This is a genomic window from Rhizobium sp. R693 (genome assembly GCF_002211315.1).
Classification (GTDB): Bacteria; Pseudomonadota; Alphaproteobacteria; order Rhizobiales; family Rhizobiaceae; genus Rhizobium.
In genome coordinates, this window is record NZ_LOKY01000004.1 from 1 (window position 1) to 15,790 (window position 15,790).

General features: G+C 55.4%; 13 protein-coding genes and 3 pseudogenes. 9 read left to right on the forward strand and 7 right to left on the reverse strand.

What is annotated here, in order from left to right; genetic code table 11:
- The first annotated feature begins 207 nt into the window (after positions 1-207).
- The gene (locus ATY79_RS05275; RefSeq protein ID WP_088703177.1) at positions 208-882 is read left to right on the forward strand and encodes a LysR substrate-binding domain-containing protein; all 675 of its coding nucleotides are present in this window, start codon (positions 208-210) and stop codon (positions 880-882) included.
- A gap of 192 nt (positions 883-1,074) precedes the next feature.
- Here the strand turns inward: ATY79_RS05275 and ATY79_RS05280 are convergent, their stop codons facing one another.
- Complete coding sequence (locus tag ATY79_RS05280; protein ID WP_088703178.1) at positions 1,075-1,833, reverse strand: SDR family oxidoreductase; 759 nt, start codon at positions 1,831-1,833, stop codon at positions 1,075-1,077.
- A gap of 38 nt (positions 1,834-1,871) precedes the next feature.
- Complete coding sequence (locus ATY79_RS05285) at positions 1,872-2,777, reverse strand: amidohydrolase family protein (RefSeq protein WP_088703179.1); 906 nt, start codon at positions 2,775-2,777, stop codon at positions 1,872-1,874.
- Between the two features lie 467 nt (positions 2,778-3,244).
- Between ATY79_RS05285 and ATY79_RS05290 the strand changes: the two genes are divergently transcribed.
- From ATY79_RS05290 to ATY79_RS05315, 6 genes are read left to right on the forward strand one after another with little or no spacing between them, the layout of a single operon-like run.
- Positions 3,245-4,303, forward strand: a complete 1,059-nt coding sequence (locus ATY79_RS05290) for a homoserine dehydrogenase (protein ID WP_088703180.1) — start codon at positions 3,245-3,247, stop codon at positions 4,301-4,303.
- Entirely contained in the window at positions 4,303-5,718 is a 1,416-nt protein-coding gene (locus ATY79_RS05295; RefSeq protein ID WP_088703181.1) for an aldehyde dehydrogenase family protein, read from the forward strand. Before ATY79_RS05290 ends, ATY79_RS05295 begins: the two co-directional genes overlap by 1 nt.
- 34 nt (positions 5,719-5,752) lie before the next feature.
- The gene (gene dapA, locus ATY79_RS05300) at positions 5,753-6,628 is read left to right on the forward strand and encodes a 4-hydroxy-tetrahydrodipicolinate synthase (RefSeq protein WP_088703182.1); all 876 of its coding nucleotides are present in this window, start codon (positions 5,753-5,755) and stop codon (positions 6,626-6,628) included.
- A 14-nt stretch (positions 6,629-6,642) separates the two neighbouring features.
- Complete coding sequence (locus tag ATY79_RS05305) at positions 6,643-8,064, forward strand: aspartate ammonia-lyase (RefSeq protein ID WP_088703183.1); 1,422 nt, start codon at positions 6,643-6,645, stop codon at positions 8,062-8,064.
- Between the two features lie 4 nt (positions 8,065-8,068).
- On the forward strand, positions 8,069-8,854 hold the full coding sequence (locus ATY79_RS05310; RefSeq protein WP_088703184.1) for a phosphotransferase: 786 nt from the start codon (positions 8,069-8,071) through the stop codon (positions 8,852-8,854).
- A gap of 18 nt (positions 8,855-8,872) precedes the next feature.
- Complete coding sequence (locus ATY79_RS05315) at positions 8,873-9,340, forward strand: Lrp/AsnC family transcriptional regulator (protein WP_088703185.1); 468 nt, start codon at positions 8,873-8,875, stop codon at positions 9,338-9,340.
- A gap of 220 nt (positions 9,341-9,560) precedes the next feature.
- Here ATY79_RS05315 and ATY79_RS31300 read toward each other — a convergent pair.
- From ATY79_RS31300 to ATY79_RS05330, 3 genes and pseudogenes are all read right to left on the reverse strand, one after another.
- Positions 9,561-9,760 (reverse strand): annotated as a pseudogene (locus ATY79_RS31300) (aldehyde dehydrogenase family protein); the annotation flags it as partial.
- A gap of 138 nt (positions 9,761-9,898) precedes the next feature.
- Positions 9,899-11,245, reverse strand: coding sequence for an aminotransferase class III-fold pyridoxal phosphate-dependent enzyme (locus ATY79_RS05325; protein WP_088703186.1), 1,347 nt, complete (start codon positions 11,243-11,245; stop codon positions 9,899-9,901).
- 99 nt (positions 11,246-11,344) lie between these two features.
- Positions 11,345-12,802 carry an APC family permease gene (locus ATY79_RS05330; protein WP_088703187.1) on the reverse strand — a complete coding sequence of 486 codons (1,458 nt, stop codon included), beginning with the start codon at positions 12,800-12,802 and terminating at the stop codon, positions 11,345-11,347.
- 88 nt (positions 12,803-12,890) lie between these two features.
- Here ATY79_RS05330 and ATY79_RS05335 point away from each other — a divergent pair, with 88 nt between their 5' ends.
- A complete protein-coding gene (locus ATY79_RS05335) occupies positions 12,891-13,982 on the forward strand; it encodes an AraC family transcriptional regulator (RefSeq protein WP_245312318.1) in 1,092 nt (363 codons plus the stop codon).
- 183 nt (positions 13,983-14,165) lie between these two features.
- Here the strand turns inward: ATY79_RS05335 and ATY79_RS05340 are convergent.
- A pseudogene (locus ATY79_RS05340) lies at positions 14,166-14,520 on the reverse strand (aldehyde dehydrogenase family protein); the annotation flags it as partial.
- 4 nt (positions 14,521-14,524) lie between these two features.
- Between ATY79_RS05340 and ATY79_RS05345 the strand changes: the two are divergent.
- A pseudogene (locus ATY79_RS05345) lies at positions 14,525-14,844 on the forward strand (MarR family transcriptional regulator); the annotation flags it as partial.
- Positions 14,845-14,884: 40 nt separating this feature from the next.
- Here ATY79_RS05345 and ATY79_RS05350 read toward each other — a convergent pair.
- Positions 14,885-15,784, reverse strand: coding sequence for an AraC family transcriptional regulator (locus tag ATY79_RS05350; RefSeq protein WP_088703188.1), 900 nt, complete (start codon positions 15,782-15,784; stop codon positions 14,885-14,887).
- Positions 15,785-15,790: the final 6 nt, after the last annotated feature.

The window sequence follows — 15,790 nt, forward strand, 5'->3', positions numbered from 1 at the left end:
CTCCTAACGACGATCGACTGACAACAATCACAGCCAGCAGGACCCCAGCCTCAAGGGGGCGAGATCATCCCGGAATCCGGGGGCGCAATAATCTCGGAACAAAGGGGCGGCTTCATCGGAATCGGCATTCAGCTCACTCAAGCAGGTGGTTCACTCTTTCGGCACCTGTCAAACGTGCGCTCGCTCGATATCTCCCTCAATCAGACAATGAGCAATCTTCGCGGGCTTCGAGAAGGTTTGGTCGTAGTCGCAATGGGCAGCGGCTTTTTGCGAGAATTTGTGACCAGCCCTTTGGCAATTTTTTTTTCAGCGTATCCACGAATACGTGTCGAATTAGTAATCGCACAGGCCGATGAAATAGTAGATGCGGTGGTGGCCGACGTAGCTGAAATCGGTGTAGTGTTCGGAGCAATCGATGACCCTAGTCTCAATGTCCTGATAGATGCCGAGCGCCCAATAAGCTTCATCGTTGCACCGGAGCACCCTCTGGCCCAAAAGACCGAAGTGACCCTTGAGGAAGTTAGCAAGATTCCGCTAGGACTCCCGCCTTCAAGTTCCGGTATCCGGCAAGTCACGGACAAGGCGTTTGAAGCTGCCAAGATAACATTGGAGCCCCTCCTCACAGTCTCGACGGTTGACGCTCTTATACAGTTCGCTGCGATGGGCGCGGGGGGAACGTTCTTGCCCGCATTCTCGTGTCGCAAGGAGTTGTTGGCGGGTACCGTCGTCGCCGTGCCTGTATCCGCTGGTACCATGCTTCGAACCAAAGCCGTGGTCTTTAGCCGACAAGAGCGGCACCTTTCGCCTGCTGCCGTGGCGCTACTGAACGTACTTGAGAACACACTCATGCTTTCAGGCTCGGAACCAAAATCAGCGGCCTAGTACCGGGTCGCGCTGTTGTTTTCCGAGCGACGGTTACATGCTTATCCGCTCCATGCGCTGGGAGAACTAGTCAATCAGGCGTTACACTATGCAACCTCATCACCCAGCCCAAATAATGCAAGACTGATATGACAGCCTTGCCTTCATTCTCAAAGGCGAGGGGTTGAGAAGCTGACAATCAGTTTTCGCCGCTCAACGAGCAGACCAGCCGCCATCGACGGGAATGATGGCGCCGTTGACATAGGATGATCCGGGACCCGCAAGAAAAACTGCCACTTCGGCGATTTCGCGGGCCGACGCTGCTCGACCTAAGGGCACTGGGGAGACAATCGCTTTAAAGAATTCATCATCGCCTAAAAGCTCCGAGATCATCGGAGTTTCAATCGGTCCGGGGCAAATGCAATTGACTCGGATGTTTGATGGGCCCCAGTCACAGGCGAGCACTCTGGTAAGCGAGACAATGCCCCCCTTTGCGGCCGTGTAGGCATCCGCGCCTGAAACTCCCGCAATGGCTTGAATAGAAGCATTGTTTATGATGCTGCCGCCGCCGCGCGTCTTCATGACCGGGATGGAGTACTTGCATCCCAAGGCAACGCTCTTCAGATTGATCGAGAGGATCGCGTCCCATGCCTCCATCGGAGTGTCCACGACACTCGCCATTTTGTAGACGTTGGTCGAGCTGAAGCCTACGCCCGCATTGTTGAAGAGGATATCTACCCCACCAAGTCTCTCGCATGTTTGCTCGACGAGGTGGCGCATATCTTCCTCACGCGACACGTCGGTCTTGAACGCTATTCCATTGGTACTTTTGGCGACTTCCTGGGCCTTGTCGAAATTTAGGTCAGCGACAACCACGCGAGCCCCCTGCTCAGCGAGCAACCTCGCGGCCGAGGCACCCACACCGGATGCTCCACCAGTTACAATGGCTATTTTACCAGTTAAATTTGACATGACGTTCCTTACAGATGTTGTAGGCTGAGCGCTTTTCCTTAAAATCGATATAGCTTGAACGCATTATCGTGCATTATCCGGCGCTGCGCGTCAGTACCGAGGTGCCCGATAGCGTTCTTGAAAGTTGAGAAAACCGATTTGATTGGCATCTCAAGTTCGACAACCGGGTAGTCGGAACCAAACATGCAACGTTGATCGCCGAATGTTTGGACACACTCGTTCACGATTTCTCTGACGACCTCTTCAGTCCAGTCAGGGACGTAAGCCGCGATGTCCGATACCTTCAAATGAATGTTCGGCTCACGTGCCAACGTCCGGAGCGCTTCTCGCCACCGAGCGAGACCTTCCTCATCTTGGTCGATAGGGCTACCACAGTGATTGATCACAATGGTAAGATGCGGGAAATCTCGCGCGAGATCGCAAACAGACAGCCCTTGGTAGGGGTAAATCATTAGCTCGAGATGTAGGTCCATAGCCGCAATCAGTGCTACGTCCCGCCTCCAAGACGGATCGCTAGAGAGATTGGGGTTTCTTACGAAGGACTTCTCAGGTTTCGACGGATGGTGACTGAGGATGCCCCGAACACCGACAACACGGTCGAAGGCACTCTGCGTTCTTAAGACCTGGGCCGCCCTATCGGTTCCAAGGGGCGCACCGGCAACATATCTAGCGGCGACACCGTGAGGTTTATCAAGCGAATCCAGCCATTGGGTTTCCGCAACCGGGTCTCTATCGTCCCAGAGCGCTTCAATGTGGACGCTTCCAACGATGCCTTGATCCCTCAGGTCTTGCAGGTAGTCCGCGGGTAGAAAATTTCTCTGTATTTTATCCAGATTGCCCAAGGCCTGGACCGATTGATCCTGCGGACGAAGCCATGGGTGCTTCGCCATACTATAATCCCAGAGATGATGATGCGCGTCGATAATAGGGCCTTCGTATTGCACTTTGTTTCCTCCCTGGTTGCACTTGCGAGTCTCTAGCCGCGAACTACTCGCGCAGCTCTATCGGTAAGGGAAATGTGCTAGGTAGCGTAGGTTTGCCTACTTCTCCGCATTCGAAACCGGAACGAGTAGGTGGACAAGGATCAAAATATGCTTGGCCCTGTTGCCAGAATTAGAACACTGCGGTGTCGGGACAGTTCTCCTCGCATTCCGTTCTGGCGGGATCACAATGATCGCTTCATATTCATGTCCATCGGACTAACCAGTGCTTTCAACGCAACCGAAGCCTTGCTCTTGGTTGGCGATGGAGGTCGCCCTCCCACCACCGTGATTGTCCGCCGCTCATGCTTTCGTGGCCGAGAAGCGAATTGTGTTTTTGAGCGGATTGCCATCTCGAATGGTCAAGTTGCTCTGTTCCGACTGACAGTTCTGCCTCCGAAGATTGAGCATCGAAACGGAGGGAGGTATTCATGACAAACTATAACATCGCCTTAATCGGCTTCGGAGGCGTCAACCGCGCCGTTGCCGAGTTGATCGCTTCCAAAAACGATCTCTGGGAGCGCGATCTTGGCTTTCGCCTGAACATTGTCGCGGTGAGCGATCTCCATCTTGGCTCGGTAATCTCACCGAATGGTCTCGATGCAAAAACTCTCTTGGCGGCCAACTTCACCAAGGGTGGCTTTGGACAACTGTCTGGTGGAAGCCCCGAGGCCAACAATGAGATGATCATCAAGAAGGCTCCGGCGGATATCATCGTCGAAGCCACCTTCACGAATCCAAATGATGGAGAGCCAGCGGTCTCCCATTGCGAATGGGCAATTCAGAGCGGCAAGCATGTTGTCACCACCAATAAAGGACCGGTAGCCTTCGCCGCGAAACGCCTCAAGGCATTGGCCGAAGCCAAGGGAGTATGCTTCGAATACGAAGGCTCGGTCATGAGCGGGACCCCCGTCATCCGACTGGCCGATACAGCCTTGGCTGGGGCTGAATTGCAGGGTTTCGAAGGTATTCTCAACGGCACATCGAATTTTGTGCTCGGTCGCATGGAATCTGGGAAGCTTTTTGCTGAAGCAGTTAAAGAAGCTCAAGAACTTGGCTATGCAGAAGCCGATCCGACTGCCGATGTCGAGGGATTTGATGTCCGCCTAAAGGTAGTTATTCTCGCAAACGAGCTGCTCGGCGCAAGCCTTACGCCAGATGACGTCTCTTGCGAAGGTATCTCTGACCTTTCGGGACTCGACATTGAAAATGCAGCCAAGTCGGATAGTCGCTGGAAGTTGATCGGCGCTGCCAAGCGAAATGCAGACGGCAGCGTTACTGGAAGCGTCGCACCAAAGCTTCTCCCACGCGACAACCCGCTCGCAGGCGTAAATGGAGCAACCAATGCCGTTTCGTTCCTCACCGAGCTTCTAGGTACTGTGACGGTCACCGGCCCAGGCGCGGGTCGGATCGAAACCGCTTACGCGCTCCTTTCCGACATCATTGCGATCCACGCTGCAAAAACAGCCAACAACAAGGAAGCCGCATAATGCCGACGACCGCTCGTGTGGATCAGCCATTGTCTGACGGAATTCTTGTAACCAGCCCGTTCGATGGATCGGAAGTTGGTATGGTCGTTGAGAGCTCGGCAGATAACCTGCCCTTCCTTTTGGCCCGCGCCAAGCGCGGTGCGGAGGTATCTCGCTCGCTGCCCCGTCACCAGCGTGCCGCAATTCTCGAAAAAACGGCCGCCGCCATCGATGCGAAAAAGGAGGATTTCGCTGTCCTTATCGTTCGTGAAGCGGGAAAGGCAATCACCCAAGCTCGCAAAGAGGTGATGCGCTGCGTTAACACGCTTAAGCTTTCTTCTGATGAAGCCAAGCGGAATGCAGGAGAGGTGGTGCCCTTTGACTCCTACGCTGGATCAGAAACCCGCCAGGGATGGTTCACCCGAGAGCCTCTCGGGTTAATTTGTGCCATCACACCGTACAACGACCCTCTAAACCTAGTCGCTCACAAACTCGGACCCGCGATTGCAGGTGGCAACTCAGTCATTCTCAAACCGTCGGAGCTTACTCCGCTGTCGTCAATCGCGCTTGTCGACACGCTGATAGAGTGTGGGCTTCCGGACGAGGTCGTCACCATCGCAGTTGGTGGTGCGGCATTGGGGCGAGCGCTCGTGTCGGCAAGAGACGTCCGGATGGTCTCGTTCACCGGCGGCTTCGCCACGGGCGAAGCGATCACTAGAGATGCGGGCATCAAGAAGCTTGCCATGGAATTGGGAGGCAATGCACCCGTCATCGTTATGGAAAACTGCGACTTCGATGCCGCTGTTGACGGTTGCGTCTCGGGCGCATTCTGGGCAGCGGGGCAAAACTGCATCGGCACGCAGCGTATTCTCATACAGAGACCGATATACAATCGTTTCCGAGACGCATTCGTTTCGCAAACGCGAGTTCTAAAAACCGGAGATCCGTTGAGCAGCGATACAGACGTCGGCCCGATGATTTCGGAGAAGGCCGCTAAACGTGCAGCTGCAATGGTCGACTACGCACTTGAGGCAGGTGCAAAGCTGCTCTGCGGTCATGAACGTTCTGGTACGCTGTATCCACCGACCGTGCTGGAGAACGTACCGACTACTTGCGAAACATGGAGCGAAGAGGTTTTCGCGCCCATCGTTATTTTGGAGCCTTTTGACAGCCTTGATGAGGCGATCAAGCTCGCAAATGGCACCGAATATAGCCTTCACGCGGGTATCTTCACGAACGACCTTGAGGATGCGCTGGAGGCCGCCGGTCGCATCGATGCTGGCGGTGTCATGATCAATGACTCGTCTGACTATCGCTTCGATGCCATGCCTTTCGGGGGCTCGAAATTCGGTAGCATGGGCCGAGAGGGTGTCCGGTTTGCGTACGAAGACATGACGCAGCCAAAGGTCGTGTGCCTAAATCGGGCCAAGAGATAGTCTGCACTATGCGCATATCTGCACGGAGAAAGAGATGTTCAAAGGTTCGATAACGGCGCTCGTTACACCATTCGCAGAGGGTAAAATCGATGAGGCTGCTCTCCGCAGCCTCATCGACTGGCAGATCGCGGAGGGCTCGTCCGGCCTTGTCCCATGCGGAACAACGGGCGAAAGCCCGACACTCAGCCACGCTGAACACAAGCGGATCGTCGAAATTACGGTCGAAGTCGCGAAAGGCCGATCACATGTTATTGCCGGTGCTGGATCAAACAGCACAGCAGAGGCCATTGATTTCGTTCGTCACGCCCAAGAAGCAGGCGCCGACGGACTGCTGATTGTATCACCCTACTACAATAAACCGACCCAAGAAGGGATTTATCAGCATTACCGCAGCATCGATGCGGCGGCGTCGGTACCGATCATCATCTATAATATACCAGGACGTAGTGTGATCGACATCCACGTTGAGACTCTGGCCCGGATTTACAACGACTGCCACCACGTCGTCGGCGTGAAAGATGCGACAGGAAATATCCTTCGCCCGTCACTTGAACGCCTGGCATGCGGAACAGACTTCAACCTGCTCACGGGTGAGGATGGGACAGCATTAGGCTACATGGCACATGGTGGGCATGGATGCATTTCGGTGACCTCCAACGTCGCCCCTCGCCTCTGCGCGGACTTCCAGAACTCGTGTCTTGCAGGAAACTATAAGCGAGCGCTCGAAATCCATGATCGATTGATGCCGCTCCATCGCGCTCTATTCCTGGAAACGAACCCAGCGGGACCGAAGTACGCGCTCTCGCGTCTTGGTCGCATCCGAGGTGATCTTCGGCTTCCACTTGTCGAAGTAAGCGATAGCACCAAGCGTGAGATCGATGACGCGATGCGTCACGCCGGGATTGCATAAGGGAGGAGTTGAACATGATTGTAGAGCGTGTCGAGGCTGACTTGCTGGGAACAATATCGTTGCCGGCAAATGTTCTTTATGGTGTTCATACGCGCCGGGCAGAGCTGAACTTTGATGTGTCGGGTCTCCGCCTAAGAGATTTTCCCGAACTGATCCAATCGATGGCAATGGTCAAGAAAGCGGCGGCGTTGGCTAACCGCGATCTTGGCATTCTGTCACCAGAAAAGTCGCAGGCCATTTGCGACGCATGCGACGATCTCATCGAGTTGCGCGAGATCGATCAAAATTTTCCCGTCGACATGATGCAGGGTGGCGCGGGAACCTCGACAAACATGAATGTCAACGAAGTGGTGGCCAACCTTGGCTTGTTGAAGCTTGGAAATCGTGTAGGCGACTACATTCACCTGCATCCCAACGACGACGTAAACCTCTCGCAGTCAACAAACGATGTCTACCCCACCGCTGCACGTCTAACCACCCTGCGGATCTGCGACGGCCTCGTAGGTTCTCTGTCAAATCTCCGAGATTCTCTTCGAGCGAAGGCGCTTGAGCATCGGGGTGCCCTGAAGGTCGGCCGAACCCAGTTGCAGGACGCGGTGCCAATGACAGTCGGACAAGAGTTCGAGGCTTTCGCTGAATTGATCGACGAAGATATCCTGCAGGTCCAATCGGCTGCGCGGCTACTAAGCGAGGTCAATATAGGCGGTTCTGCAATCGGGACGGCCATCAATGTTCATCCTGGTTTTGCGCAGGCAGCTTGCGGTCATCTACGAAGCATTTCCGGACTTAACCTCATCTCAGCTAGAAATCTTATTGAGGCGACGTCTGACACTGGGGGCTTCGTGACATTTTCTTCGGTTCTCAAGCGCATTGCTGTGAAAATTACGAAGATTTGCAACGATCTTCGACTACTTAGCAGTGGCCCCCGTGCCGGGCTCGGCGAGTTAAAACTTCCGCCTGTCCAAGCGGGCTCGTCAATTATGCCGGGAAAAGTTAACCCGGTCATACCTGAGATGATGAATCAGATAGCTTTTCAGGTTATTGGCAACGATCTAACCGTCACGTTTGCTGCGAGCGCCGGGCAACTGCAGCTGAATGCGATGGAGCCCGTAATCGTCGTTAATATAATGCAGTCTATGCGAATGCTGATCCGAGGTATGGATATTTTCCGGACACGGTGCGTTGATGGGATTGAGGTTGACATTGATCGTTGTAGACAAATGTTGGAACAGTCCTTGGTCCTCGCGACGCCGCTTGCAATGTCGCTCGGATACAGTAAAGCAGCATTTCTCTCCAAGAAAGCGCTCACAGAACGCCGCCAACTTCGCGATGTCGTGGAGGAAGACGGATGTTTGGATAATTCCGAAGTCGTCAGAATCTTCGAAGGCAGTGCCGAGTTCGCTGGAGTTGCTGTGACCCTGATGTCAAAAGGATGATGTAATGGCCGTATTCACAGAGCTGTCTGACGAGGATCGTGAATCGATTGCGACAGCGTACGGGTTTAGGTCTTTGTCCTCTGTGATTGGCATCCAGAATGGCGACACCGAGACTACGTACCTTTTCCGAACCGGCGACGGCGATTTTATAGTCACATTGTTCGAGAACGGCGCGGTGCCGCTCGATCTCGAACGCGCCTTTGCCACTATGGATACACTCTACAATTGTGGCGTACCTTGTCCGAAGCCAAGGCGAACGGTAGAGGGGCATGCGACATTCCAGGCAGCTGGGCGACTGATCGCGATCGTGGATTTCTTGCCTGGCTGTCCCACCGAGAACGCCACCATACATAAATGCGAAAACCTGGGTCGGGTGGTTGCACAAATTCACTCTTGCCTGGAACGGAAAACGGACCGATCGAGATCGGAGCTTCCTATTGGGTCGGTGCACGGTGCTCTTTCGAAAGACAACGTTTTTTTCTTAAACGATACGGTTGGCGGAGTCATAAACTTCAGACTGCGTCACGACGATGTTCTAGCCGCCGAGCTGGCTGATGTCCTGGTAGGCTGGACGCTTGAGGAATGTGGAAAGCTTAACGAGGACAAGGTGCGTAGCGTCCTTAAAGGCTACAATTCGGTCAGGGGCCTCACAGTGGCGGAAAGCGACGCTCTGCCGGGTTTCGTTCTCGCGGCGGCGGCAAAGTATTTTGCTGGGAGAAAAGCGGGGGACAGTCTTCCGCAGCTTGCTCTGGCTGTCTATGATTCTATGCTTGCGGCGATTCTCAACTAATGGGCTGATGCGTTTTCCATGCGACCCCTTGATCATATCGATCAACAAATACTGAGTGAGCTGAAATCGAACGCCCGAATTTCTCACGCGGATTTGGGGGGGAAGGTCAATTTGTCTCGAAATGCAGTGCGTGTTCGCATTGAGCGCTTGGAGAGAGAGGGGTTCATTAAAGGCTATACCATTGTCACTGGCGCTGGTGATTCCGACCAGAATATTACGACCGCTCTAATGTTTGTCTACCGACATGATCGAATGCGAGGGGGCGACGTCCTCCATGCCCTTCGGAAAATTCCCGAGGTTGTAGCTTGTGACGTGATGACTGGTGACTTTGATCTGCTTGTGCGCGTTGAGGCAACCGAGGCAGACCGCATTAGACAGATTTGGCAGCAAATTTCTGGAATGTCCGGTGTTCGCGATACCTTGACAGCCTTTGCCCTTTCATCTGTCATTCGTAAGGACCGGCCTTCCGAGCGCGTGATCCGATGATGCCTGCCACCATTCCGAATTCACCTCGGCCACAATTCCGGCAAAAAGCCTCAAATGGATCTGGATTGGCGCGCCGTCAAGCCTGGGTTGTTGCAGCGGCGATGACGGCAAGAACGTTGCTTTCGCATGCTTTCGCCGGACAACTCGACGCGTTAGCATTGTGCACGAGCCGATCCAGCACGGCATCGGCGATGGTCGGATTGCCGATTGACAAATTTCGCTTCGCCACGAATTCATCAGTGATCTTCTCGTCAACGATGGTTCCGTCAACATGCAAATCTGTCCCATGGTCGCAAACGCGCCAAAGGTCTCACCATTCACCGCCGCACCAATGCCGGCGACATCGAGGATGATCATCGGCGCTTTGCCTCCAAGTTCTGGCAAGGCAAGCTTCAGATGACGTCCACACAGTTCACCGATATGCGATTGCAGGTGCTGCCGGAAATGGCTGGTACAAACTTCCCGCCAATCCGTCGAAGTTCAAACATTTACTTTCCTTCCCTGAGAAGAGTGTATGGGGAACGATACCCCTCGCCGTTCAAAATGAGGCTGCCCTGATCAGTTCGCTGCGTAGATGTCCGATATAATCCTTTTTGTCGTATCGATGTATCCGGTGACATCTTCATCCGTCATCGGCAACGTAAGACCGAGTTGGCCACGATGGACGGGAAAGTAGCCGCGCGTCGCCATTTCCAGGGCATAGATCGTCATCTTTTCGTCGTCGATCTTGTTCCAGTAGTCGCGGTGTGTCTTGATCATCTGGCCCGCTTCTTTGGTGAAGGCATAACCGAGAACCGAGAAATCGCCGAACACGACAAAAGGATGCCCTTTGCCGTCTGCCCACGAATTGAGCTCGTCACGAACCTTTTTCGCCATTGAATTGAGTTTCTGGTACGCCTGATGGTCCATGACCTTCATGGTTGCCAAACCAGCCGCACAGGCCATCGGATGGCCGTGATGTGTGCCAGACATCATCACCTGGTTTTCTTCGACAACACGGAATACCTGCCGCGACCCACCAACGGCCCCGATGGGAAGGCCCCCACCGATCATCTTGCCCATTACTGTAAGATCGGGCTTGGTGTCGTAGAGGCTCTGTAGTCCGCCATAAGCAGCACGTAACGTGATCGTTTCGTCGAAGATCAGCAGGATGCCGAGTTCCCTCGCAAGATCACCTAGCCTACTCACAAACTCCTTGTCGAGGGAGACAATGCCGCCAGCGCAGGATTGAAGTTCCATGATGACGCAAGCGATGTCTCCGGCATGCCGCCTCAGAATGCTCTCGCAAGCCTGGTAGTCGTTTTGAACCAAATTGACAACGTTCTCGATTTTGTAGGCGGGTATGCCGTCGGAGTCCGGTATTGACCTCGGATTGGAGTCTGGCCCAGGAAAGTTGCTGGGGCTAGGATGGGTGGAAATGGCAAGGTCGTCAGTGAAGCCGTGATAGCCGCCTTCGAACTTCGCGATCTTATTCCTGCCCGTGTAACCCCGCGCGATTCGGACTGCCCCAAGGCAGGCCTCGCTAGCCGAGCAAAAGAACTTCACTTGGTCAACTGACGCGATACGCTCGCTGAGCAGTTGCGCAAGCTCGATCTCGTGGTCGGTTGGATTACCGAAAGAAAATCCCGCCGGAAGAAGCTCTTCGATAGCCTTCACGACCGCAGGATGATTGTGACCCAGGACGTTGGTGGAGAAGTTGTTGTTCAGATCGAGAAGCCGCTTTCCGTCGATCGTATGGATGTACTGTCCCTCGCCGCTTTTCGCGAACACTGCATGCGGACCGTAGTTGAAGGTTCTCCTGCTGAAGCCACCGGGGATAAAGTCCCTACCTTTTCGTGTCTCGCTTTTGGAAACGTTGAAAGTCTCCGAGAAGTTTTTGAGAGAGGTTTCATAGTTGAGTTTCATTTTTTGCTCCGTTCATTTCAGGGGACGGACTCTGCCAGTCCCGCAGGGGTGACTGGCCACTGAGCACCAGTGATATCGGGTATGACGAGTGCCAAGCGCTTACGCCTCAGCCGTCGCCTCGGCAAAAGTTCTATCTAGCCGGTCGTAGAGGGCGGGGTTGCTGCGTCGAATGTGAAGAGCCAAGAGAATACCCGCCAGGCCGATCAGGATGACGCATGCAGGAAAGGAAGCTACCATCAAGCTTTCGCTTCCTGTAAGCAGCGGAAGGTTTCGAGAAACCTGTACGAACGCTGCCGCGAGAGCGGTGCCGGCGACGACAGGCGCAATCACCACCCGCAAAGCCGAGAAACCGTGGCGCTGTCTTCGGAAGAAGATGAGGATGGAGATCGATACTAGGACTTGTACCGCCAAAATCCCGATACCCGCGAACGCGACAGTCCAAGCAAAAACGACCGCATAGGGATCGGCACCGATCAGGGCGAAGCCTACAAGAATCGCGCCAACAAGGGCAGACTGCACTCGGCCAGCTATGTGCGGTGATGAATTCGCTCGGTGAACAGCCGAAAGACCGGCCCACAAGAGACCATCACGCCCGAGCGCATAGAAGTAGCGATTGAGCGTGTTGTGGAAAGAGAGCAGGCAGGCAAAGAGGCTTGTGAGCAGCAGAATGTTTACGGCCACCGTCGACCAACCGCCGAGCACCCCGCCAATTGCGCCCATGTAGAAATTTTCTAACGATTCGTTCGCCTTGCTGGCAACAGCGCCGGCTCCGTAGTACTGGACGACTGCCCAACTGATGAAAGCGTAGAAGACGGTGATGATGGTGACCGCCGCGACGGTCGCGCGTGGGATAGCGTGGTCGGGATTGGCGGCCTCTTCGCCGAAGATAGCAGTAGCCTCAAAGCCAATGAACGCGCTAACGACGAATATCAGCGTCACGCCAACACCTGGCGCAAAAACATCCGAAGGTCGCAGTCCTGCTGATGTCAAGCCGTCAGGCCCGCCACCCGCCAAGACTACGCCAAGGGCAAAAAGCGCCAGAATGAAGAGTTCGGCGATCATGCAAACGCCGAGTAACCTTCCCGAGAAGACGATATGCCGCTGGCCGCACCATAGCACGGTGACAAGCACGAGAAACGACCAGAACCACCAGGGCAGTGCGATCCCCAAAGGCTCCAGAGCCGCGCGAGCGAAAACTCCTACTTGCGCGTACACACCGATCTGGATGGCCAAATACGTTACCATCGCAAGGAAGGCACCTGCCACTCCAAACGGGCGACCCAATCCTCTGGAGATATAAGCATAGAATCCGCCTGCACTACTGACGTGACGGGCCATAGCCGTAAAGCCAGCAGAGAAGACAAGATAAAGCAGTCCCACGAGAACAAACGCTCCGGGAACGCCTATGTTACCGAAAGCGAAGGCCGGAGGCGTTGCGCCGACTACAGCAGCCATAGGTGCTGCAGCGGCCACGACGAAGAAGACAATATGCGCCACACCCACCGAGCTGCCTGCGAGTTTTCCCCTCGCAGACTTTGAGTTTATTTCGTTTGGCATCCTAGTTCCCCTGACAAGTTTGTTTGATTTTTGATAATGTAGGATGCCAGTGTCTCACGGCGCGTCCATCACAGAGCATGCCAAGAAAATGACAATTTACGACAAACTTCGGACCCAAGAGGAGAAAATGGTTCTGCACGACCGGCGCGGTGCGGCGTCTGTGCGCGTGTTCGTACTGCAAGCGATCATTCAGAACCTTCCGAGCACGGGAACCCACTTAAAGGCATTACTGATAAGACACGGTCTTTCGAATGCGCGTATTGGCGACCCCAACGCGCGGCTCGACATGCGCGACTACTTTGAGTTTTTCGAAGATGCTGCAAGGACGTTCGAAGATCAGACTCTAGGGGCACGCCTTGGTTTTGCATTGCGACCCGGCGATCTTTGGCCAATAGGGCTACTTTTGATGCAAGCTAGTTCGATTGGCTCGGCTCTCAGCTATTACGCGCGCTATGCCACCGCGTTTCAGACAGCGACAACTTTCTCAGTTCAAATCGCTCCGGAAGGCCTCATGTGCAGCTATCGCGTCTATGCCGATATAAGGCCCACGAGCCTTTTCAGGCAGGACAGCGAATTTACTCTCGCCTGCATATGCGGCCAGCTTCGAACAGCCTTCGATAACAATTGGCGGCCACTGGAGGTTCGGTTCGAACACGCCTCTTCTGGAAATGAAAGCGCTCTGCAGCGCATTTTTGGCGCACCAGTACGTTTCAACCAGGCTAGGAACTGCATCGTAATCGACAGACGAGACGCCGACAGACAGTACAGGGTCGAAGATCGGGAATTTATCAACATTCTCAACCAGCACATGGCCTCAATCATCGCGGCAAGCAGTACCGAGGTGTCAGCTACGGAACAGGTCAAAGCCTTGGTCAGCGTTCGACTGGGCCTTGCGTCTGTGGAACTGCCTGACCTGGCAACGGAGATGGGCATGACGCCGCGAACGCTCCAACGGCGGCTTTCGGAGGAAAAGACGTCGTTGCGTGCTATTTTAAGAGATTATAGAGAGCAACTGGCGACCGCGTATCTGGCTCAGGGCAATATGTCTGTTGAAGATATCTCGGCCGCGCTCGGCTACGCAGAAGCTACCGCTTTTTCCCGCGCCTTCAAGACCTGGACCGGGAGTAGCCCCGCCCACAGAGCTAATTCGAACGATGGCAACAAACACTCACAGCCGTGAGACCGAACAACGTTCGCCATGGACAGCAAACATCGTGTCTCCCATTGACCGTCCCGCGCGACTTCGCGTTCATCGATCAGGAGGTAGAAATCGGCCTTTTATTAGGGGCAAAACCGTCTCTACACTCACGTGGGGCTGGCTAGCTCTGCGGCATCGATGCCTGCCACCAACGCCCGTACGCCCCTACTTGCAGATCGCAGCGCCCGGAAAATCGCGCATCGACTCGCCGCAAGGCGGCCGCATCATGTACTCGGCTTCCACCATCCGGCTCTGGTGATAGATGGCACGTGGGTACGAGAAGGTCAGGAAGCCGGACTTGCCGTGATAGGCGCCCATGCCCGAATGGCCGGCGCCTGAAGGGTAGACCTTCCGCCGTGACATGGCTCATGCAGTCGTTGACCGTCACCCCGCCGGAGGTCGTATTGTCGAGCACGCGGCGTTCTTCTTCGCCATCCGGGCTGAAGCGCGCGAGGGCGGATTGGCGTTGATCCGATCGATGACGTCGGCAATATCGATGGGCAATGACCGGCAGCACCGGCCGGCTGACGTAGAAGCAGCTCGCTATGATGGAATTGCTGGCCAGCAATCCAGGCGCATCGCAGATCGACCTCGCCAATACGCTCGGCACCGATCGCGCCACCATGATGGCACTCGTTACCCGCCTGGCCGCCCGCGACTTCATCGAACGCGCCCTTCCGCAGCAGACCGCCGCCGTCAGGAACTGCATCTGACGCCGGGCGGTCACGAGAGTCTCGTGCAGGCGCGCGAGCGGATCGACAAGCACGAACAGCGTTTTATCGCCCTGTTTTCACGCGAGGAAATGGACGGGCTGCTTGCCGCCCTGAAGCGGATTTACAGAGGAAGACTGATGGGCTCATTCCTGGAGCATGCCTACCCAGGCTCTAGGGCCAATCGGCGTAGCCCGAGGACAGCATGCTGTTTTCCGAGCCGGCGGAAGCGCGAGCGATCTGGCGGTAGCCGGCGGGCGAAAGGCCGGTCTTGCGTTTGAAGAAATGACTGAAATAGGTCGGGTCGCGAAAGCCGAGGCTGTCGGAGATTTCCTGGATATTGCGAGCCGAGCGCTCCAATCTGAGCTTTGCCTCCTGCACCACCCGCTCATGCAGAAGCTGGATCGGCGAGCGGCCGAGTGCCCTCTGGCAGATCGCATGAAGCCGGTCGGCGGTGACGCCCAGTTCTGCGGCATAATCGCTGATCGGCCGATGCCGGCGGAAACCGGCCTCGACCAGTTGCCGATATCGCTGCAGGATCGATCCGGTTTCGCCCTGCCCGCGGGGCTCGCTTCTCTCGCCGCCGGAACCGCGCCACAGCGTCATCAGTATCAGGCGCATATAGGCCGAAGCCACCATCCAGGAAGAGCGGGAGGGATCGGCGAGTTCCCGCACGAAGCCCAAAATCAACGGACTGATTTCGGCCACCAGCAAGGGGTCCGTCGCCTCGACCAGCTTGCGCTGTTCGGTGAAGATGCGCAGCGAATAGGATTCCACCTTGTCGCCGATCGCATCGACCATGACCTGCGCCGAGGCTCCGACGAGATGGGCCGCAGTCCCGGCAGAAATCGACAGGTCGCAGCCGGCCTGCGGCGGCAGGAAGGCAAGCAGCGGCCCCTGCAATATCCGATCTTCGCCACTGTCGAAGTACAGCTCGGCTCGCCCCTCCCCGAGCAGCAGGAAATGATAGAAGTCGGCATAGAGTCCCTTTTGCAGACGGATGCGCCGATGCGACAGCGACGGCGCATGCCATTCGCCCCTGACATAATGATGAATGCCGCCGTCTGTCACCAAGACATC

Excerpts from the sequence above, each read along its gene's own strand:
- ATY79_RS05275 (WP_088703177.1), top strand. The coding sequence starts at position 208 with ATGAGCAATCTTCGCGGGCTTCGAGAAGGTTTGGTCGTAGTCGCAATG.
- ATY79_RS05280 (WP_088703178.1), bottom strand. The coding sequence starts at position 1,833 with ATGTCAAATTTAACTGGTAAAATAGCCATTGTAACTGGTGGAGCATCC.
- ATY79_RS05290 (WP_088703180.1), top strand. The coding sequence starts at position 3,245 with ATGACAAACTATAACATCGCCTTAATCGGCTTCGGAGGCGTCAACCGC.
- ATY79_RS05295 (WP_088703181.1), top strand. The coding sequence starts at position 4,303 with ATGCCGACGACCGCTCGTGTGGATCAGCCATTGTCTGACGGAATTCTT.
- dapA (WP_088703182.1), top strand. The coding sequence starts at position 5,753 with ATGTTCAAAGGTTCGATAACGGCGCTCGTTACACCATTCGCAGAGGGT.
- ATY79_RS05305 (WP_088703183.1), top strand. The coding sequence starts at position 6,643 with ATGATTGTAGAGCGTGTCGAGGCTGACTTGCTGGGAACAATATCGTTG.
- ATY79_RS05310 (WP_088703184.1), top strand. The coding sequence starts at position 8,069 with ATGGCCGTATTCACAGAGCTGTCTGACGAGGATCGTGAATCGATTGCG.
- ATY79_RS05315 (WP_088703185.1), top strand. The coding sequence starts at position 8,873 with ATGCGACCCCTTGATCATATCGATCAACAAATACTGAGTGAGCTGAAA.
- ATY79_RS05325 (WP_088703186.1), bottom strand. The coding sequence starts at position 11,245 with ATGAAACTCAACTATGAAACCTCTCTCAAAAACTTCTCGGAGACTTTC.
- ATY79_RS05330 (WP_088703187.1), bottom strand. The coding sequence starts at position 12,802 with ATGCCAAACGAAATAAACTCAAAGTCTGCGAGGGGAAAACTCGCAGGC.
- ATY79_RS05335 (WP_245312318.1), top strand. The coding sequence starts at position 12,891 with ATGACAATTTACGACAAACTTCGGACCCAAGAGGAGAAAATGGTTCTG.